The sequence below is a fragment of the Mycobacterium sp. pV006 genome, from assembly GCF_041287115.1.
GTDB lineage: Bacteria > Actinomycetota > Actinomycetes > Mycobacteriales > Mycobacteriaceae > Mycobacterium.
On sequence record NZ_JBGGKT010000019.1, the window covers coordinates 37,310 to 57,554 of the forward strand.

The 20,245-nt window shown below is 68.0% G+C and carries 17 protein-coding genes; 11 read left to right on the forward strand and 6 right to left on the reverse strand.

Annotated features, from left to right (window positions below; all coding sequences use genetic code 11):
- Positions 1-144: 144 nt before the first annotated feature.
- Positions 145-1,116: a secretion protein EccK gene (locus tag ACAG25_RS22045; protein WP_370490605.1), complete on the forward strand. Its 972-nt coding sequence runs from the start codon at positions 145-147 to the stop codon at positions 1,114-1,116.
- Between the two features lie 9 nt (positions 1,117-1,125).
- Here ACAG25_RS22045 and ACAG25_RS22050 read toward each other — a convergent pair whose 3' ends face one another.
- A complete protein-coding gene (locus ACAG25_RS22050) occupies positions 1,126-1,830 on the reverse strand; it encodes a PE domain-containing protein (RefSeq protein WP_370490606.1) in 705 nt (234 codons plus the stop codon).
- Positions 1,831-2,326: 496 nt separating this feature from the next.
- Here ACAG25_RS22050 and ACAG25_RS22055 point away from each other — a divergent pair, with 496 nt between their 5' ends.
- From ACAG25_RS22055 to secA, 3 genes are all read left to right on the forward strand, one after another.
- Positions 2,327-2,956, forward strand: coding sequence for a ComF family protein (locus ACAG25_RS22055; protein ID WP_370490607.1), 630 nt, complete (start codon positions 2,327-2,329; stop codon positions 2,954-2,956).
- A 321-nt stretch (positions 2,957-3,277) separates the two neighbouring features.
- The gene (gene hpf, locus ACAG25_RS22060; RefSeq protein WP_370490635.1) at positions 3,278-3,928 is read left to right on the forward strand and encodes a ribosome hibernation-promoting factor, HPF/YfiA family; all 651 of its coding nucleotides are present in this window, start codon (positions 3,278-3,280) and stop codon (positions 3,926-3,928) included.
- Positions 3,929-4,069: 141 nt separating this feature from the next.
- Entirely contained in the window at positions 4,070-6,865 is a 2,796-nt protein-coding gene (gene secA, locus ACAG25_RS22065; protein ID WP_370490608.1) for a preprotein translocase subunit SecA, read from the forward strand.
- 6 nt (positions 6,866-6,871) lie between these two features.
- Here secA and ACAG25_RS22070 read toward each other — a convergent pair whose 3' ends face one another.
- A complete protein-coding gene (locus ACAG25_RS22070; RefSeq protein WP_370490609.1) occupies positions 6,872-7,342 on the reverse strand; it encodes an Rv3235 family protein in 471 nt (156 codons plus the stop codon).
- Between the two features lie 175 nt (positions 7,343-7,517).
- Here ACAG25_RS22070 and ACAG25_RS22075 point away from each other — a divergent pair, with 175 nt between their 5' ends.
- The 5 genes from ACAG25_RS22075 to ACAG25_RS22095 all read left to right on the forward strand — a co-directional run bounded on the left by ACAG25_RS22075 (position 7,518) and on the right by ACAG25_RS22095 (position 13,784).
- On the forward strand, positions 7,518-8,927 hold the full coding sequence (locus ACAG25_RS22075) for a wax ester/triacylglycerol synthase family O-acyltransferase (protein WP_370490610.1): 1,410 nt from the start codon (positions 7,518-7,520) through the stop codon (positions 8,925-8,927).
- A gap of 58 nt (positions 8,928-8,985) precedes the next feature.
- Positions 8,986-10,701 carry a BCCT family transporter gene (locus ACAG25_RS22080; protein WP_370490611.1) on the forward strand — a complete coding sequence of 572 codons (1,716 nt, stop codon included), beginning with the start codon at positions 8,986-8,988 and terminating at the stop codon, positions 10,699-10,701.
- A gap of 30 nt (positions 10,702-10,731) precedes the next feature.
- Positions 10,732-11,235 carry a hypothetical protein gene (locus ACAG25_RS22085; protein ID WP_370490636.1) on the forward strand — a complete coding sequence of 168 codons (504 nt, stop codon included), beginning with the start codon at positions 10,732-10,734 and terminating at the stop codon, positions 11,233-11,235.
- An 86-nt stretch (positions 11,236-11,321) separates the two neighbouring features.
- Positions 11,322-12,464, forward strand: coding sequence for a ferredoxin reductase (locus tag ACAG25_RS22090; protein ID WP_370490612.1), 1,143 nt, complete (start codon positions 11,322-11,324; stop codon positions 12,462-12,464).
- Between the two features lie 72 nt (positions 12,465-12,536).
- Positions 12,537-13,784 carry a fatty acid desaturase gene (locus tag ACAG25_RS22095; protein WP_370490613.1) on the forward strand — a complete coding sequence of 416 codons (1,248 nt, stop codon included), beginning with the start codon at positions 12,537-12,539 and terminating at the stop codon, positions 13,782-13,784.
- Positions 13,785-13,851: 67 nt separating this feature from the next.
- Here ACAG25_RS22095 and ACAG25_RS22100 read toward each other — a convergent pair whose 3' ends face one another.
- The 3 genes from ACAG25_RS22100 to aroA all read right to left on the reverse strand — a co-directional run bounded on the left by ACAG25_RS22100 (position 13,852) and on the right by aroA (position 17,106).
- Positions 13,852-14,700, reverse strand: a complete 849-nt coding sequence (locus ACAG25_RS22100; RefSeq protein WP_370490614.1) for an aldo/keto reductase — start codon at positions 14,698-14,700, stop codon at positions 13,852-13,854.
- Between the two features lie 90 nt (positions 14,701-14,790).
- Complete coding sequence (rsgA, locus tag ACAG25_RS22105; RefSeq protein WP_370490615.1) at positions 14,791-15,801, reverse strand: ribosome small subunit-dependent GTPase A; 1,011 nt, start codon at positions 15,799-15,801, stop codon at positions 14,791-14,793.
- 3 nt (positions 15,802-15,804) lie between these two features.
- Positions 15,805-17,106, reverse strand: a complete 1,302-nt coding sequence (gene aroA, locus ACAG25_RS22110; protein WP_370490616.1) for a 3-phosphoshikimate 1-carboxyvinyltransferase — start codon at positions 17,104-17,106, stop codon at positions 15,805-15,807.
- Positions 17,107-17,175: 69 nt separating this feature from the next.
- Between aroA and ACAG25_RS22115 the strand changes: the two genes are divergently transcribed.
- Positions 17,176-17,922, forward strand: a complete 747-nt coding sequence (locus ACAG25_RS22115; protein WP_370490617.1) for an SOS response-associated peptidase — start codon at positions 17,176-17,178, stop codon at positions 17,920-17,922.
- Between the two features lie 41 nt (positions 17,923-17,963).
- Complete coding sequence (locus ACAG25_RS22120; protein ID WP_370490637.1) at positions 17,964-19,421, forward strand: methyltransferase; 1,458 nt, start codon at positions 17,964-17,966, stop codon at positions 19,419-19,421.
- On the opposite strand, the gene ACAG25_RS22125 is transcribed toward ACAG25_RS22120, so the two are convergent.
- Positions 19,406-20,179 carry a class I SAM-dependent methyltransferase gene (locus ACAG25_RS22125; RefSeq protein ID WP_370490618.1) on the reverse strand — a complete coding sequence of 258 codons (774 nt, stop codon included), beginning with the start codon at positions 20,177-20,179 and terminating at the stop codon, positions 19,406-19,408. The two genes, ACAG25_RS22120 and ACAG25_RS22125, sit on opposite strands and share 16 nt — an antisense overlap.
- Positions 20,180-20,245 lie beyond the last annotated feature (66 nt).

Consider the following 20,245-nt stretch of genomic DNA (forward strand, 5'->3'; position numbering starts at 1 on the left):
ACTCCTCCTCCCGCTCCGACTGCCCCGGCTGCGGCCTCCGGGATATCGGCACCAGGTTTCTCGGGCGGCTCGTCGGGTGGTTTCGGTGGAGCGCCGGTCACTGGTGGCGCCCCAGTGGGTGGCGCGCCTGCGCCACCGGTTCCGTTGGGCCCGCCGACCACACCCAGTCCGCCCGCGCCTGTCGGGCCGGGAGGTCCGACAGCCGGTGCTGCTCCCGCCGCCCCGCCGGGCGGACCCGGTGTCGCTCCCGCTTCGACGAGCGCAACATCGTCAACGGCTGGGCCCGCGCCGGTTCCGGTTTCGGCCGCCCGTGCCGAACGCGATGCCGTCGCGACGGCGGCGACGGCAGGAGCCCTGCGGCGTCAGCACCAAGGCAACGACCCGACGCAGCTTGCCCGCCGAATCGCGGCAGCTCTGAACGTCAACATTTTCGATTTCGGTTTCTTCTGGGTCACCGGCCTGACTGCCGACGGCACCATCGTCGTGGCCAACAGCTTCGGGATCGGTTACATCCCAGCGAATGTTCAGCTGCCGCAAGGTGTTCAGATGGCCACCGCCGATGATTCGATACCTTCGGCCGAGCGCGGGCGCTGGGCGACCTACCCGATCCTCGCCCTGCAGGGATGGGCGCAGCACCATAATCAGAAGTTGCGTGTAGTGATCGCTACGGCAGAGCAGTTCGAGGGATTCGACGCCGGCGTGGCGAAGATCGTTCTGCAACCTGATGACATGCCCGAGGACGGGACGATGCAGGGCCGTTCCCGGCTGGAGATCCTGGCCCCGGGTGCCGCAGCGACACTCGCCGCCACTGCCGACGACAAGCTCCCACAACTGCTCCCCGTCGCCCCTGCGGATGCTAGTGCGCCCGAAGACAATTCAGCCGTGCTGTGGTTCGAAGTCTGCAAACCCCTCATGAGTACCTCGACAGCCCGTGGCGCCGCGCACCTCGCCGCCATGCGCACCTACTCCGACCACGCGATGAAGCTGGCGCTGCACAAGGCGCAGACCGCGACAAACGCCGGCGAGCAGCGAACCGCAATCGCCGACTGGGTCTATTGGCAACACGAAAGCAGCCTCATCGCCGAGGCATTGGAGACCGCCCCGGCCAGTAGCTGAAGCCCTCAGCTACAGGTCAATTGGGTCGAGACGTTCTTCGTCCCGCTCAGCTTTTTCGTCCCGCTCAGTTTCCGGGGCACGCTCGACGGCGGAATCGCCGGCTTCAGCTCCCTGCTCGACAGGAGGTTGTTGCTCGGACTCGCGTGACTCGTCGTCACTCTGCTCGACGACCTGGTCAACCGGCGGGATCGGGTCTTGGCCGCCCTCAGACTTTTCGAACTGCCCGGCGATCTGCGAAATCTGCTGAAACGCACCTTGGCCGGCTTGCATCGCGGCCTGCGGCGCGGAAGCGATCATGCCGCCGATCTGCGCCGGCGCCTGCGCCGCTTGGCTGCCCATCTGCATGGCGGTACTCATGAATTGGCCCATCTGCCCCTGAGCTCCTGCACCACCCGCGCCTGCTGTCGGAGGGGCGGCCGCAGAGGGGGCCAACTGGGTGTCGGCCACGGTGCGGATTTCCTCGCCACCGGACTGGTCGGTCGACTGGTAAGCGGCGCGCGCCCCCGCGAGATTGCCGGCGAAGCGCTGTTCACGCGCGTGCGTTTCGGCGACGTGGGTGGCCAATTCGGCCGCGAGCCCCGGCATGACGGACGAAATGAGAGTGCTCATCGGATCGCCACCGGGCGGGATGACTGGCAACGGCGGCACATTGACAACGGCAGGATCCCAGGTGAGAGCGGGAGGATCGACCTTCAACGGTGGTGGATCGCCCACGGGTCCCCCTTTTCGTCACGGCAGTCGGCGTCGAGATTACCGGAGCGCGCGAGGGCTGGTCGGCACCAATTTGTCGGTCAAGACCTGTCGGTCCTCGGTTGCACACTTCGGCCATGACCGAGTCGTTCCTTGGTAGCGAAGCCCGCAGAGCGGGCCGTCTGACGAGGCACCGGCTGCGAACTGATTTCCGCGCGATCTACCCCGACGTCTACCTGCGTCCCGAGGCGCCATTCACGGCGATCACGCGGGCGAAGGCAGCCCGGCTGTGGACGGGTCGCGACGGCGTCGTCGCAGGCCGGTCGGCGGCCGCCATGCACGGCGCCAGATGGACCGACCGGCGATGGCCAGCGGAGGTCATCTGGGCCAACCGGCGGCCGCCGCGTGGAATCCGCGCGTGGTCGTATGCGCTGGCCGATGACGAGGTGCAGACGCTTCACGGAGTCAACAACGCCAAAGCCCCGCACCGATTGTCCGAGCCTGAACGCACACTGACCACATGCTCGACCTCGTCCTGCCGCTGCAGTGCGGCGGCTGCGGTGCGCCCGGCACGAAATGGTGCCCGAGCTGCGCCGAGGAACTCGCCGTCAGACTCGACGAGCCGCACGTCGTGACCCCGCGAGTCGATCCCGGCGTCCCAGTCTTGTCGCTCGGGCGGTACGCGGGCTCACGCAGACGCGCGATCGTCGCGCTCAAGGAGCACGGCCGCGCCGACTTGGTCCCGGTGCTCGCCGAGGCGTTGAAAGACGCCTTGGACCAGCTGCTGACCTGGAACGTGCTGGACATTCCGCTCACCGTGATCCCCGCCCCGACCCGCCGCAGCGCCGCGCGACGACGCGGGGGTGACCCGGTCGCCCGGATCGCGCACGCCGCCGCCCAACACCTGCCCGGCGTACAGGTCACCCCGGCGCTGCACCTGAAGGCCTTCACCCGCGATTCGGTCGGCCTGTCCAGCGCCGATCGTCAACGCAACATCGCCGGACGCATTCGGTGCGTCGCACCCGTCATCGGCCAGGCGATCGTCGTCGACGACATCGTCACCACCGGCGCCACGGCCACGGAGTCGGTCCGCGTCCTGCAAACGTCCGGTACCAATGTCGCCGCGGTAGTGGCGCTGGCGCACGCGTAAACCATTACCCCGGGATCAACCCGGCATGAAGAACTGAAAACAGGTAGGCCGAATCAGTGGCCGAGTTGCGAACTACGGACTACCGTCGGCACCAACAGTCCGTGAACATCTCACGGCGGCGTTCACGACGCGAGACGCCGGTATCGCAATTGCGATAGGAGGTGAGTAGTCGACACCTTGCACCGGCGGGCGGCGAAAACCAGGTAGGGCCTCGTCGGTGCGATTTCGTATCTAGATCACACTGCACGCAACGTCGTGCACGGGCGAAAGAGGATCGAGTTGCCAAGCATGTCAAGGTATTCCGCCGAATCCAAGACCACCATGGTGGCCGACGAAGAACCGTCGCAGCCGACCCCGAACGCCGAAGTGGTGGTCAAGGGTCGCAATGTGGAGATCCCCGACCACTTCCGGGTCTACGTGTCCGAGAAACTGTCCCGCCTGGAGCGGTTCGACCGCACCATCTACCTGTTCGACGTCGAACTCGACCACGAGAAGAACCGGCGCCAGCGCAAGAACTGCCAACACGTCGAGATCACTGCGCGCGGCCGGGGCCCCGTGGTCCGCGGCGAAGCCTGCGCCGACAGCTTCTACGCCGCCTTCGAATCTGCCGTGAGCAAACTCGAGGCCCGGCTGCGCAAGAGCAAAGACCGTCGCAAGATCCACTATGGGGACAAGACCCCGCTGTCGCTGGCCGAGGCCACCTCGCTGGAACACCTCGAGCGTGCCTTCGCTCCGCCGACCCAGAACTCGGAGACGGCCACCGACACCCACGCCGACCTCGACGACCACACTCCGGGCCGGATCGTCCGCGTCAAGGAACATCCGGCAACCCCGATGACCGTCGATGACGCCCTCTACGAGATGGAGCTCGTCGGCCACGATTTCTTCCTGTTTCATGACAAGGAGACGGACAAGCCGACGGTGGTCTATCGCCGCCACGCCTTCGATTACGGCCTGATCCGGCTCGCCTGACCGCCACCACGAGTCCCCCGGCGCACGAATCCGGGGGACTCGTGCTGTGTATGACCAGCGATTACGTGCAGTCCCCTACGATGGTGTCGGTCTGAAACGTCTGAAACCGGACACATCCACGAAGTTAAGAGGATCAAGCACGTGCTCTCGAAGTTGCTCCGACTCGGCGAAGGCCGCATGGTCAAGCGCCTCAAGGGGGTGGCTGACTACGTCAACACCCTGTCCGACGACGTCGAGAAGCTTTCCGACGCCGAACTGCGCGGCAAGACCGACGAGTTCAAGGCCCGCGTAGAGAAGGGCGAAAGCCTCGACGATCTGCTTCCCGAAGCGTTCGCCGTCGCCCGCGAGGCGGCCTGGCGGGTGCTCAACCAGCGTCACTTCGACGTCCAGGTGATGGGCGGTGCGGCGCTGCACTTCGGCAACGTCGCCGAGATGAAGACCGGTGAGGGCAAGACCCTGACCGCCGTGCTGCCGGCCTACCTCAACGCGCTGGCCGGCAAGGGCATGCACATCGTCACGGTCAACGACTACCTGGCCAAGCGCGACGCCGAGCAGATGGGCCGCGTGCACCGCTTCCTCGGCCTCGACGTCGGCGTGATCCTGTCCCAGATGACGCCCGACGAGCGTCGGGCGGCCTACAACGCCGACATCACCTACGGCACCAACAACGAGTTCGGCTTCGACTACCTGCGCGACAACATGGCGCTGCGGCTCGAGGACTGCGTGCAGCGCGGCCACAACTTCGCGATCGTCGACGAGGTCGACTCCATCCTCATCGACGAGGCCCGTACGCCGCTGATCATCTCCGGTCCGGCCGACGGCGGCTCGAACTGGTACACCGAGTTCGCCCGCCTGGCGCCGATGATGGAGAAAGACGTCCACTACGAGGTGGACATCAAGAAGCGCGTGGTGGGTGTCCACGAGCTCGGCGTCGAGTTCGTCGAGGACCAGCTCGGCATCGACAACCTCTACGAGGCGGCCAACTCGCCGCTGATCAGCTACCTCAACAACGCGATCAAGGCCAAGGAGCTCTTCGAGCGCGACAAGCACTACATCGTCCGCAACGGCGAGGTGCTCATCGTCGACGACTTCACCGGTCGCGTGCTGGTCGGTCGCCGCTACAACGAGGGCCTGCACCAGGCCATCGAGGCCAAAGAGCACGTCGAGATCAAGGCGGAGAACCAGACGGTCGCCACGATCACCCTGCAGAACTACTTCCGGCTCTACGACAAGCTCGCCGGCATGACCGGCACCGCCGAGACCGAGGCGGCTGAGCTCTACGAGATCTACAAGCTCGGCGTGGTGACGATCCCCACCAACAAGCCGATGATCCGTCAGGATCAGTCGGACCTGATCTACAAGACCGAAGAAGCCAAGTTCATGGCGGTCGTCGACGACGTCACCGAGCGCTACGAGAAGGGCCAGCCGGTCCTGATCGGCACCACCAGCGTCGAGCGGTCGGAATTCCTGTCGCGCCAGTTCCAGAAGCGGCGCATCCCGCACAACGTCCTCAACGCCAAGTACCACGAGCAGGAAGCCGGCATCATCGCCGAGGCCGGTCGCCTCGGTGCGGTCACAGTCGCCACCAACATGGCCGGTCGCGGTACCGACATCGTGCTCGGCGGCAACGTCGACTACCTGCTGGACCGCCGACTCCGTCAGCGCGGACTGGATCCGATCGAAACCCCCGACGAGTACGAGCAGGCCTGGCACGAGGAGTTGCCGCACGTCAAAGCCGAGGTCGAGGCCGAAGCCAAGGACGTCATCGCCGCCGGCGGCCTCTACGTGCTGGGCACCGAACGCCACGAGTCGCGTCGTATCGACAACCAGCTGCGTGGCCGCTCCGGCCGTCAGGGTGACCCCGGCGAGTCCCGCTTCTACCTGTCGTTGGCCGACGAGCTGATGCGCCGCTTCAACGGCGCCACCCTGGAGACGTTGCTGACGCGGCTGAACCTGCCCGACGACGTGCCGATCGAGGCCAAGATGGTCTCGCGCGCCATCAAGAGCGCCCAGACCCAGGTCGAGCAGCAGAACTTCGACATCCGTAAGGAAGTTCTCAAGTACGACGAGGTGATGAACCAGCAACGCAAGGTCATCTACGCCGAGCGTCGCCGCATCCTCGAGGGGGAGAACCTCGCCGAACAGGCCCGCGACATCCTGCGCGACGTCATCACTGCCTATGTCGACGGCGCCACCGCCGAGGGTTACTCGGAGGACTGGGATCTGGAGAAGCTGTGGGAAGGCCTCAAGCAGCTGTATCCGGTGGGTATCGATCACCATGATCTGCTCGATTCCGACGCCATCGGTGAGCCCGGCGAGCTGACCCGCGACGAACTGCTCACCGCGCTGCTCGAAGACGCCGAGCGCGCCTACGCCGAGCGGGAACGCGAGATCGACGCGATCGCCGGCGAGGGCGCGATGCGCCAGCTGGAACGCAACGTGCTGCTCAACGTGCTCGACCGCAAATGGCGTGAGCACCTCTACGAGATGGACTACCTGCGTGAGGGCATCGGCCTGCGCGGGCTGGCCCAGCAGCGTCCGGAGGTCGAATACGCCCGCGAGGGTTACGACATGTTCGTCGGCATGCTCGAGGGCATGAAGGAGGAGTCGGTCGGCTTCCTGTTCAACGTGCAGGTCGAAGCCGCGCCTCAACCAGCCGTGGCCCCGGTGGCGCCGCCGTCCGGGCTCGCCGAGTTCGCCGCCGCAGCCGCTCAGCAGGGTGGCGGTGTGGCCACGAAGGAGCGGCCCGCACCCGCAGTGCGCGCCAAGGGCATCGACGACCAGCAGCAGCCGCTCACGTACTCCGGACCGTCCGAGGACGGCGGCGTGGAGATCAAGCGCACCGGTGGCGCCAAGCCGGCCGGTGGGTCGCGGCGTGAGCGTCGCGAGGCCGCCCGCCAGCAGAAGGCCGGAGGCAAGCACGCCAAGCGGCGCTGACGCGTCTCACCCGATCTGCAGCGCGACGATGCGCCACCCGTCGCGGTGCCGTTCGATGCGTGCGGCGATCGCGTGCACCCGTCCGGCGCGGCGGAACGAACCGAAGACCTCGGCGGCGCCGACGTCGTCACCGGCGCTGTCGACGGCCCGGGTACGCACCCTCAGCACCGTGGTGCTGCCGGTGCGTGCCTCCGCGGCCTGGGCGATCACCCATTCGACGAGCACCGGCGTCATCAGCGGACGCAGCTGAGCGACGGGCCGGCGCCGGTCGATGACCTCGAGGAGCTGGCGTACCGCGGTCTCGGCGAACACCACCGCCGATTTCGGGGGCACCGGTTCGCAGCGGCCCGGCCGGCGGCGCGCCGGTCGCGGAGACAGCCGGTGCAGCACCGACCGCGACCCGATCCGCGACGTGGTCAGGGGCGCCGGCTCGTAATCGATGACCGGGGAAACAGTGACAGAGGGTGATGCGGACATGGCTCTCCAACAGGACGACGACGGGCCGGAAATCTGCTGGAGAGTGGCAGACCATCCCATGATGGCACGGCACTGTGACCCTCCCGAGCACTCAATGGTGCGAACACCGCGCGGGTACCCGTAACGTGTCAGGGTCTGTCATGGGTGATCTTTCGAGAAGGAGGCGGCGGGTCCGGTGGTGACGAGATTGTCGGCGGCCGACGCGTCGTTCTACCGGCTGGAGAATTCGTCGACGCCGATGTATGTCGGCTCGCTGCAGATCCTGCGGAAACCCCGCAACGGTCTGAGCTACGAAACCCTGCTCAACACCGTCGAGCAGCGGCTGCCGCTGATCCCGCGGTACCGGCAGAAGGTGCGCGAGGTGAAGTTCGACCTCGCCCGTCCGGTCTGGATCGACGACCGCGACTTCGACATCACCTACCACATTCGGCGTTCAGCTTTGCCGTCGCCGGGCAGCGACGCCCAGTTGCACGAACTCATCGCCAGGCTGGCTGCGCGACCGCTGGACAAGTCGCGGCCGCTCTGGGAGATGTACCTGGTCGAGGGCTTGGAGAAGAACCGCCTCGCGATCTATACCAAGTCACACCAGGCGTTGGTCAACGGCATGACCGCACTCGAGATCGGGCACGTCATCGCCGACCACACCCAGAAGCCCCCGGAGTTCGGCGAGGACATCTGGATCCCCGCGCGCGAGCCCAGCGACCGTGCGCTGCTGATCGGCGCGCTGGGTGAGTGGATCACCCGGCCCACCGCGCAGGCTGCCGCGCTGCGCACCACCGTCACCGAAACCGTCACCAACACCGGGGAACTCGTCGAGCTGGGCCGCCGGGTCGTCGACGCCGCCCGGACCGTCGCCCGCGGCACCGCACCGAACAGCCCGCTCAACGCGACCGTGTCGCGCAACCGGCGCTTCTCGGTGGCCTCGGGCTCCCTCGACGAGTTCCGCCGGGTGAAGTCCCGCTATGACTGCGACATCAACGACGTGGTGCTGGCCGTGGTGACCGGCGCGCTGCGCAACTGGCTGCTCTCCCGGGGCGAACCCGTCACGGCGACCTCGACGGTGCGCGCGATGGCCCCGATGTCGGTGTACGCCGACGCCGAGTTGGAGTCGACCGCACCCGGACAGGCGATCAACGACGTCGCCCCGTTCTTGGTCGATCTGCCTGTGGGAGAAGCCAACCCCGTGGTGCGGCTGTCCCAGATCGCCCACGCCACGGAGACTCATCCGACCGCGGGCAGCCTCGTCGACGCCCGCTCGATCGTCACGCTGTCGGGTTTTGCGCCACCGACGTTGCACGCCATGGGAATCCGCGTGGCGACCAGCTTCTCGGCGCGGCTGTTCAACCTGCTGATCACCAATGTGCCTGGCGCCCAGAAGCAGATGTATGTCGCGGGCACCAAACTGCTGGAGACCTACGCCGTGCCGCCGCTGTTGCACAACCAGGCGCTGGCCATCGGGGTGACGTCCTACAACGGGATGCTGTACTTCGGCATCAACGCCGACCGCGATGCGATGAGCGACGTGGACATGCTGCCGAGCCTGATGCGCGAGTCGCTCGACGAGTTGGTCAACGCGGCACGCTGATGCCCCGGCAAACACCAGGTGTTTGACGGCCCGTGGTAACCGGGGTCGAATGGTCGGGATGACCGCATCTGGAGAGACCCCGTTGGAACAGCCCGCCGTGACACCGGTGCCGCATCCGGTGCTCGACGTCCCCATCGAGGAGGGCCGGATCACCCGTCGCCGCAGCGTCGACTGGGTCGTGTTCGGAGTGACCGCCGCGATCGCGGTGTCGTTCCTGGTCTGGGGCTTCGTCAGCACCGACAGCCTGGCCAGCGCCTCCGCCACCGCCCTGACCTGGGTGATGGACACGGCCGGCTGGCTCTTCGTGCTCACCAGCACCAGCTTCGTCGCGTTCGTGCTCTACCTGGCGCTGGGCCGCTACGGCAACATCCCGTTGGGCCGCGACGGCGAGGACCCCGAGTTCAACGGGATCTCCTGGGTCGCGATGATGTTCAGCGCCGGTATGGGCATCGGCCTGATGTTCTTCGGCGTCGCCGAGCCGCTGTCGCACTTCACGTCACCGCCCCCGGGGTCCGGCATGGATGCCGAGCCCAGTGTGCAGAGCGCCATGGCCACCACGCTGTTCCACTGGACGTTGCACCCGTGGGCGATCTACGCCGTGGTCGGCCTGTCCATCGCCTACGGGGTCTACCGCAAGGGACGGCTGCAACTGATCAGCGCGGCGTTCGAACCGCTGCTCGGCGACCGGGCCAACGGGCCGTGGGGCAAGGTCATCGACATGCTGGCGATCTTCGCCACCCTGTTCGGCTCGGCCGCGTCCCTCGGCTTGGGTGCGCTGCAGATCCGCAGTGGACTGCAGATCGTCGGCGGCATCGGTGAGACCGGCAACACCATCCTGATCGTGATCATCGTCGTGCTCACCGTCGGGTTCGTCCTCTCGGCGGTGTCCGGGGTGGCGCGCGGCATCCAGTGGCTGTCCAACATCAACATGGTCTTGGCCGTGGGCCTGGCGTTCTTCGTGTTCGTCGTCGGGCCGACGATGTTCATCCTCAACCTGCTGCCGACCGCGTTGGGCAGCTACGCCGCCGAGCTCGCCGAGATGTCGGCACGCACAGGCGCCGAGGGTGCCGCCGTCGACGAGTGGCTGCAATCCTGGACGATTTTCTACTGGGCGTGGTGGGTGTCGTGGACGCCGTTCGTCGGCATGTTCATCGCCCGCATCTCGCGCGGGCGCACCATCCGCCAGTTCGTGGCCGGGGTGCTGTTGGTGCCCAGCCTGGTGTCGTTGATCTGGTTCGCGGTGTTCGGCGGTGCGGCCATCAACCAGCAACAGAACGGCACGGACCTGGCCGGGGAGGGCGGCGTCGAGGAGCAGCTCTTCACGCTGCTCGAGCAGTACCCGATCGCGCCCGTCATCAGTGTGATCGTGATGATCCTGGTCGCGATCTTCTTCGTCTCCGGCGCCGACGCCGCGTCCCTGGTGATGGGGTCGCTGTCGCAACGCGGCACGATCCGGCCCAGCCGGGGCACCGTCGTCTTCTGGGGTGTGGCCACCGGTGCCGTCGCCGCGGTGATGCTGCTCGTTGGTGGGGAGGACGCGCTGAATGGCCTGCAGTCCATCACGATCATCGCCTCGCTGCCGTTCCTGCTGGTGATGATCGCGATGGCCGTCGCCCTGGTACGGGACCTGCGCCGGGACCCGAAGATCGTGCGCCGGGCCTACGCCGTGGAAGCGGTGAACAGCGCGGTGATCGCCGGTGTCACCCGCCACGGCGACAACTTCGTGCTGGCGGTGGAGCGGGACCCGAACCACAGACCGACCGATTCGCGCTGAGTGGCGCGGCGCCTGCGCGGCTAGTCTCACCTGGTGCGCGTCTACGTCCCCGCCACTTTGGCGTTGTTGCAACGGCTGGTCGCCGACGGATCCCTCCGCCCGGTCGGCGGTACCGCGTTCGCGGTCACGCCCACCTTGCGGGAGTCCTACGCCGAGGGCGATGACGACGAACTCGCCGACGTCGCGCTGCGTGAAGCCGCGCTGGCGTCGCTGCGCCTGCTCGACGACGCGGGAGCAGAGGTGCCGCCGCGCCGCGCGGTGCTCGAGGTCGACGCCGACGACGCCGACGTGAAGCTGCGTCCCGACCTCGACGACGCGGTGGTTCGGTTGTCCGGCGACGTCGCGCTGACTCAGGTGATCGCCGCATACGTCGACAATTCCGCCGCCGAGGACGCTGTTCGCGCCGCGGTCGAGGTGATCGACGCGGCGGACCTGGGGGATGAGGACGCCGAACTGACCGTTGGCGACGCGCAGGACCACGACCTGGCGTGGTACGCGCAACAGGAGTTGCCGTTCCTGCTGGACCTGCTGTGACGTTGGGTACGGTAGCGTAAGTTACGGTACCGTAGGTAGGCATCTGCGGGTATTCACTCGTCATACGAACCCGAGCAGGAGCCGTCATGGCCAAGAACACCGTCAAAAACTCGGCCCGAGTGGTCGACACCGTCCGGCCTACCGTGGCCGGCGCCAAGGATCGTCCCGGTCTGCACCTGTTGCGGACTGTGGCCAGCCGCGTCACCACGCCGTTGCTCCCCGACGATTACCTCAAGCTTGCCAACCCGCTGTGGTCGGCCCGCGAACTGCGCGGCAGGGTCGTCGAGGTCCGGCGCGAGACCGAGGACTCCGCAACCCTGGTCATCAAACCGGGCTGGGGATTCTCGTTCGACTATCAGCCCGGTCAGTACATCGGCATCGGTCTGCTCGTCGACGGGCGGTGGCGGTGGCGGTCGTATTCCTTGACCTCCAGTCCGCTCTCCAGCCGCGGCTCGCGCACCATCACCATCACGGTCAAAGCCATGCCCGAGGGGTTCCTGTCCACCCACCTGGTGGGCGGGGTGGCGCCCGGCACGATCGTGAGACTGGCTGCGCCGCAAGGGAACTTCGTGATGCCCGATCCCGCCCCGGCGTCGGTGCTGTTCCTCACCGCCGGGTCCGGGATCACGCCGGTGATGTCGATGCTGCGCACGCTGGACCGGCGCGGCCAGATCGGCGACATCGTGCACGTGCACTCGGCGCCCACCGAGGCCGACGTGTTGTTCGGCTCGGAGCTGGCCGCGTTGCAGGACCGGCACGACGGTTATCGGCTGACGATCCGGGCTACCCGTTCGGAAGGCCGGTTGGACCTGTCCCGGCTCGACGAGACGGTCCCCGACTGGCGGCAGCGGCAGACGTGGGCGTGTGGCCCCGCGGCGATGCTGGAAGCCGCCGAGAGGACTTGGTCTGCCGCAGGGCTGACCGACCAGCTGCATCTGGAGCGGTTCGCCGCGGTGCGCAGCGCCGGGCACGGCAGCGGAGGCACGGTCGAGTTCGCGAGGTCGGGCAAGACCGCCGTGATCGACGGAGCGACATCCCTGATGGAGGCCGGCGAGGACGCCGGTGTGCAGATGCCGTTCGGCTGCCGGATGGGGATCTGCCAGTCGTGTGTGGTCGCGCTGGTCGACGGCCATGTGCGCGACCTGCGCACCGGTGTGGAGCACGAACCCGGCTCCCGGGTGCAGACCTGCGTGAGCGCGGCATCGGGTGATTGCGTACTCGATGTGTGAGGTTTACTGGGTAGTAACCTACGGGATCGTAGGTTACGCTAGCGTAGGCAAGCGAGAGGAGGGCTGAACCCTATGGCAGTCACCGACGTACCGGAATTCGCGCATCTCACCGATGCCGACATCGAGAGCCTGGCCAACGAGCTGGACGCGATCCGGCAGGACATCGAAGACTCCCGCGGGGAGCGCGACGCGCGCTACATCCGCCGCACCATCGCCTTCCAACGCGCCCTGGAGATCACCGGCCGGCTGCTGCTGGCCGGCAGCTCGAAGCGGACGTTCTGGTGGGCCGGCGCGACCACGCTGGGCGTGGCCAAGATCATCGAGAACATGGAGATCGGGCATAACGTCATGCACGGTCAATGGGATTGGATGAACGATCCCGAGATCCACTCCTCGACGTGGGAATGGGACATGAGCGGGGCGTCCAAGCACTGGCGCTTCACCCACAACTTCATGCACCACAAGTACACGAACATCCTCGGCATGGACGACGACGTGGGCTACGGCCTGCTGCGTGTCACCCGCGACCAGAAGTGGAAGCCGGTCAACCTGTTGAACCTGCCGTTCAACACGATGCTGGCCACCTTCTTCGAGTGGGGCGTCGGCCTGCAGCACCTGGAGATCGGCAAAATCTTCAAGGGCCGGGACAACCGCAAGGCCACGCTGGTGCGTATCCGCGAGTTCCTGGCCAAGGCCGGAGGCCAGGTGTTCAAGGACTACGTGGCGTTCCCCGCCCTGACCTCGTTGTCACCGGGCGCGACGTTCAAGTCCACGGCCAAGGCCAACGCGGTGGCCAACATCATCCGCAACATCTGGTCCAACGCGGTGATCTTCTGCGGCCACTTCCCCGACGGCGCAGAGAAATTCACCAAGACCGACATGGTCGGTGAGACCAAGGGTGAGTGGTACCTGCGTCAGATGCTGGGCAGCGCGAACTTCGACAACGGTCCGGTGTTGCGCTTCATGAGCGGCAACCTGTGCCACCAGATCGAGCATCACCTGTATCCCGATCTGCCGAGCAACCGGCTGTACGAGATCTCGCTGCGGGTGCAGGAATTGTGCGAGAAGTACGACCTGCCCTACACCACCGGATCGTTCCTGGTGCAGTACGGCAAGTCGTGGCGCACCATCACGAAACTGTCGCTGCCGGACCGCTTCCTGCGCGACACCGCCGACGACGCCCCGGAGACCCGCAGTGAGGCGATGTTCGCCGACCTGCCTGCCGAGGAACGGCGCGGTTTGAAATCGGCCATCGCCGCGGTGCGCACGCGCCGCCGCGCCCGGCAGGCCGAGAAAGCCGCGCTGCGCCTGGCGGCCTAGACCCGAAGGCTGCGTTGAGGACGGGCCCCGCTCTTCCGCCCTCAACGCAGCCTTTGCCTTCTGCCGGCTATTCCGGCACCCAGTCGAAGACGTCCGGATCCGGTCCGAAACGCCCGGCCTCACCTTTGTTCATGGCCGAGATCGCAGCGAAGTCCTCGTCTCCGAGGGTGAAGTCGAACAGCGCGAAGTTGTCCCGGATCCGTTGCTCTGTCACCGATTTCGGGAACACGATGTCGCCGCGCTGGATGTGCCAGCGCAGGACCACCTGGGCCGGCGTCTTGCCGAGCGACTCGGCGATGCGGGTGACCACCGGATCGTCGAGCACCTTGCCTTGGGCGATCGGCGCCCACGCTTCGGTCGCGATTCCGTGCTCTCGCCCGTAGGCCCGCACCTCGTCGTTGCCGAAGTACGGATGCACCTCGACCTGGTTGACGACGGGCACCGTGTCGGTCTCCTCGGCGAGGCGCTGTAGATGCGCGACCTTGAAGTTTGACACCCCGATGCTGCGGGCCCGGCCGTCGTTCTTGAACTCCTCCAACGTCTTCCAGGTCGAGACGAAGTCGCCGTCGTACAGCGTGGGCAGCGGCCAGTGGATCAGGAACAGGTCGACGTAGTCGAATCCGAGTTCGGACAGCGTCCTGTCGAACGCGCGACGCGCATCGTCGGGCCGGTGGAACCCGTTGTTGAGCTTGCTGGTGATGTAGACCTCGGAACGGTCGATGCCGAAGTCGCGCACGCCCTGACCGACCCCCCGCTCGTTCTGGTACATCTGCGCGGTGTCGACGTGGCGGTAGCCGATCTCCAAGGCGGTTCGGACCGTGGCGGCGGTGTCGTCCGGCGGGACCTGATAGACACCGAGGCCCAGTTGCGGGATGCGGGTGCCGTCGTTGAGTTCGATCGCAGGTACGTCAGTCATTTTCCCAGCGTGCCACATCCGAGGTGGACGCAAACATGACGTCATAAGTGCGCGCTCGCGGGGCGCGAGCGCGCTGATACTGCCGGGGTTTTACGGCGTGTCGAGCGGCAGACTCGCGCGGTCGCGCAAACTGAGGGCGGCCAGGAGGCGGCGCGCGGCGGCCACCCGGGCCGCGGCGGACCCGGTCAGCTCGTCGAGTGCGCACTCGGGATCGGCGGGTGGCCCCATATGTCCGCACCCGCGCGGGCAGTCGTCGATGGCCTCGGCCAGATCGGAGAACGCCAGCACCACGTCGTCGGGTTCGATGTGGGCCAGGCCGAACGACCGGATGCCGGGGGTGTCGATCACCCAGCCGCCCGACTCCAGCGGCAACGCCACCGACTGCGTGGACGTGTGCCGGCCGCGCCCGATGTCGGTCACCTCTCCGGTCGCCCGATCCGCTTCGGGTACAAGACGATTCACCAACGTGGACTTCCCGACCCCGGAGTGGCCGAGCAGCGCGGTGACCTTGCCGGTCAGCAGCGCTTCGACGTCGGCCAACGGATCGTCGCGGCCGGCGGTGGTGACCACCAGGTCCAGGTCGGCGAACTGCTCGGCGAAGTCTTCGGCCGGAGCCAGGTCGGTCTTGGTCAGGCACAGGATCGGCGCCAGGCCGCCGGCGTATGCGGCGATCAGCGCGCGCTCCACCAGACCCGTCCGCGGGGGCGGGTCGGCCAGCGCCACCACGATCAGCAGCTGGTCGGCGTTGGCGACCACCACCCGCTCGGTCGGATCGGTGTCATCGGCAGTGCGGCGCAACACCGTTCGGCGCTCACCGCGGCGCACGATCCGTGCCAGGGTGTCGGGGCGGCCGGACAGGTCGCCGACCACGTCGACGTCGTCGCCCACCACGATCGGGGTGCGGCCCAACTCGCGCGCCCGCATCGCGGTGACCCGCCGCTGCGGATCGCGGCCCACCACGCAGCCCCACCGGCCACGGTCGACGGTGACCACCATCGCCGCTTGGGCATCCGCGTGGTCAGGACGGTTCTTGGTCCGCGGCCGGGTGCCGCGGCCGGGCCGCACCCGGACGTCGGACTCGTCGTACTCGCGGTGGACCAAGGATCAGCCCGCGACGTCGTCGGTCTGGCCGCTGAGCATCTGCGTCCACAGCTCGGTGAACTGCGGCAGCGTCTTGGCGGTGGTGCCGATGTCCTCGACCTCGATGTCCGGGGTCCGAAGTCCCACGATCGCGCCGGCGGTCGCCATGCGGTGGTCGGCGTAGGACCGCCACACCCCGCCGTGCAGCGGTCGGGCGGTGATCGTCAGCCCGTCGTCGGTCTCCTCGCACTGACCACCCACCCGGTTGATCTCGGCGCTCAGCGCCGCCAGTCGGTCGGTCTCGTGCCCCCGCAGGTGGGCGATGCCACGCAGCCGTGACACCGATCCCGGGGCGGCCAGCGCTGCGAGCGCGGCCACCGAGGGCGCCAACTCGCCGACATCGCGCAGATCGACGTCGATGCCCTCATACACCGTCGCGCCCTGCACCTCCAGATGGGCGCGGCCGGTCCGCACCGTCGCGCCGAAGTCCTTCAGAATGCGGATGATCGCATCGGCCGGCTGCGTACTGACGGTCGGCCAACCGGTGAGCCGCACCAGGCCGCCGCTGACCACCGCGGCGGCGAGAAACGGTACGGCGTTGGACAGGTCGGGCTCGATCACCCAATCCCGGGCGGCCACCGGACCCGCGGCGACCCGCCAGCGGTCGGGTGCGGAGTCGTCGACCTCCACGCCGGCGTCGCGCAGCATCGTCACGGTCATCGCGACATGCGGCATCGACGGCACCGCCGAACCGGTGTGCACGACGGTCAACCCCTCGTCGAACGCGGCGCCGGACAACAGCAGGCCCGACACGAACTGCGACGACCCCGACGCGTCGATCTCGACGGTGCCGCCGCGCACCCCTCCGGCCCCGCGGACGGTGAACGGCAGACCGTCCCCGTCGATGTCCACGCCCAGCGCGCGCAGTCCGTCCAACAGTGGGGAGATCGGCCGGGCCCGGGCCTGTTCGTCGCCGTCGAAGATCACCGGTTCGGCGCCCAACGCCGCCACCGGCGGGACGAACCGCAATACCGTGCCGGCCAACCCGCAGTCCACCCGCGCGCCGGCGGCCGCGCCCAGGTTGCCGCTGACGGTCAGATCGGTGTCGTCGTTCGAGGCCGCGGACACCTCGACACCCAGCGTTTGCAGGGCGCCGATCATCAGATCCGTGTCGCGGCTGCGCAGCGCGCCGCGCACCGTGGAGGTGCCCTGCCGCGTGCCCAGCGCGGCCAGCACCAGGGCACGGTTGGTCTGCGACTTCGATCCGGGGACCGTCACGGTCGCATGGATGGGGGTGGACGTCGACGGGGCCGGCCAGGTGCTCACCGGTTCATTGTTCCCTGTCGCGGAATCGGCGGGGGCGACGACCGCCGGGTTTCTGCCACGATGGACGGTATGTGTGGGCGATTCGCGGTGACGACCGACCCGGCGCTGCTGGCCGAGAAGATCAAAGCCATCGACGAGACCAACACGAAGGACGCACCCGCCCCGAACTACAACGTCGCACCCACCACCGCCGTCGCGACCGTCGTCAAGAGGCATACCGAACCCGACGACGAGTCGACGCGCCGCGTGCGCCTGATGCGGTGGGGACTGATCCCGCCGTGGACCAAGGCCACCGAGGACGGCAGCCCCGACAACAAGGGTCCGCTGCTGATCAACGCGCGCTCCGAGAAGGTCACCACGTCGCCGGCGTTCCGCAGTTCGGCGAAGAGCAAGCGGTGCCTGGTGCCGATGGACGGCTGGTACGAATGGCAGGGCCAGAAAGGCGCCAAAACCCCTTATTTCATGTATGCCGCCGATGGCGAGCCGTTGTTCATGGCTGGGCTCTGGACCACCTGGCGACCCAAAGACGCTCCGAAGGACAGCGCCCCGCTGCTGAGCTGCACGATCATCACCACCGACGCCGCCGGGCCGCTCGAGCCCATTCACGACCGGATGCCGCTGACCATCAGCGCCGAAGACTTCGACCGCTGGCTGGATCCGGACGCACCGATCGACGAAGGTCTGTTGCGGGGGCACGGCGACCTGGACCGCATCCAGATCCGCGAAGTCTCCCGGCTGGTCAACAGCGTGCGCAACAACGGGCCCGAGCTGATCGAACCGGCCGAGCCGCAGGCCGAGCAAGGCACCCTGCTTTGAGCGAGCTGCCCGACACGCTGGTCGACGCCCTGGCTGCCGACATGCGCGCCGCCGGTTACACCACCGACGGGGTCACCGACCTGCTCGGCGCCGACGCCAGCGCCGCGTTCAGCCGCGGTCTGTGGTGGTCGGCGCTGCGCGCCACCGAGCGCGCGGATGCCGCGCTGCAGCCGCTGGCGGTGCTGGTGCGGCTGTTCCTGCTCGGCACCGACGAACCCCGCGAGCGGGTTTCTGCGACGCTGCCGACCACAGGCGTTGACGCGCTGCTCGCGGGCGGCGTCGTCGAACCCGCGGCGACCGGAGCAGTACGCGCCGTCCTGGACATCCGCCCGCACGGCGACGGGGCCCGCGACTTCCTCGTGGTCTCCGACCAGGATGCCGCGCTGCGTCCGGGGCCGGTGCGCCACGACCACGTCCTCGGCATCGGCGGCGCGTCGGTGGCGCTCGCGCACGCGGTGATTCGCACACCGGTCGAACGCGCACTGGACCTCGGCACAGGATGCGGTATCCAGGCGCTGCACCTCGACGCGCACTGCGATCACATCGTCGCCACCGACACCAACGCTCGCGCGCTGTCGCTGGCGGCTGCGACCGCACGGCTCAACGGCATGTCCTGGGATCTGCGGCGCGGCAGCCTGTTCGAACCCGTGGCCGGGGAACGCTTCGACCTGATCGTGTCCAACCCGCCGTTCGTGGTGGGTACCGGAAGCCTCGACTACCAGTACCGGGACTCCGGGATGGCCGGCGATGCGTTGTCGCAGAAGCTCATCGGTGAGGTCGCCGATCATCTGCGGCCCGGCGGGACCGCGCAGATCATGGCCAACTGGATCGTGCGGGACGGCCACGACTGGCGCGACCGGGTCGGCGGCTGGCTCGCCGGCACCGGCTTGCACGCCTGGGTGGTGCAGCGCGAGTTCGCCGACCCGATCAGCTACGTGTCGCTGTGGACCTCCGATGCGGGTGAACTTCCGCAGGATGCCGCGCGGCGCGGCGGGCAGTGGTTGGACTGGTTCGCCGAAGAGGGCATTGCCGGCGTCGGGATGGGCATGATCAACCTGCGCGCACCGCGGGCCGGTGAGACGCGGTCGCCCGACGTGGTGCTCGAAGAGATTACCGGGGCCGGGGAGGCGCTCACCGGCCCCGAGGTCGAGGTGTTCTTCACCCGCCGCGAGTACCTGTACGAGACCAGCGGCGAGCAGCTGCTGGCCGCGCGGCTCACGACGGCCCCGGTGTTCCTCGAGGAGCAGTCGTTGCCCGGGCCGGACGGGTGGCAGGTGGTCGGCGCGGCGGTGCGGCGGCCGGGCGCACCGGGAGCGGTGCTCGGCGTCGACGAGGTGTCGCGGGCGCTGCTGGCCGGGTGCCGCGGTGAGGTTCCGCTGGGCATGCTGATCGATCTGCTGGCGGCCCATCACGGTGTGGACGCCGACGCCCTGGCGGTCGCGGCGCTGCCGGTGGTGCGCGAAGCGATCGGCCGCGGAATCCTCTACGAGGCGCGGTAGACGGCGCTGACGACGACGTAGGGCGCGGTGAAAGCCACCGCACCGGAGTCCACGGTGTGCTGGGCCAGCGTCGTCTCGAACTCCGCGGCCAGCTCCTCCTGTAGGGCAGGATCGACGCGGCGGAACGTCTCCACGTGCACCGGGGACTCCTCGCGCAGGAAGTGCAGCGCGGCAGCGACGGACGCGAACTCCCACCGGTGTTCGCCGCGCCGGATGTCGAGGTCGTCGAAGTGTGGAGCCAGGCGGGTAGTGAGCATGTCGGCGTCACCCCATTGGTCGGGGGAGAAGCCCGACGCCGCCGGCGGGCCCAGCACGGCCACCACCGGATCGAAGAACGGGTTGGCAGTGTCGCGGACCCACGCCGAGAAGGCAAGCGCGCCAGTGGGTTTCAGCAGCCGGGTGATCTCACCGACCTGAGCGGCCGGGTCGACGAAGATGATGCCCATGTTCGACACCACCGCGTCGAACGCCGCGGCGGGCAGCCCGGTGGCCGACGCGTCGCCGACCCGCCACGTGACGGCGTCGGCGCCGCTGCGCTGCTCGGCGATCGCGACCAGTTCGGGCGTGTAGTCGACCCCGGTGACGCGCGCACCCGTGGCGGCGGCGGCCAGCGCCGCGCTGCCGGTGCCGCACGCCAGGTCCACCACCTCTGCGCCACGCAGCGGGTGTCGTCGTGCCGCGGCTTCGACAACCTGCTCGGCGATCGGTGCGATGCGGTCGCCGACGGCGTCATAGCGTCCCGAAGACCAGATAGTCACGAAGGTGAGCGTAGGACGTCCGTTCGCGAAAGCGCCGTGTCCGTAGTCCGGGTCGCCCACCGACTA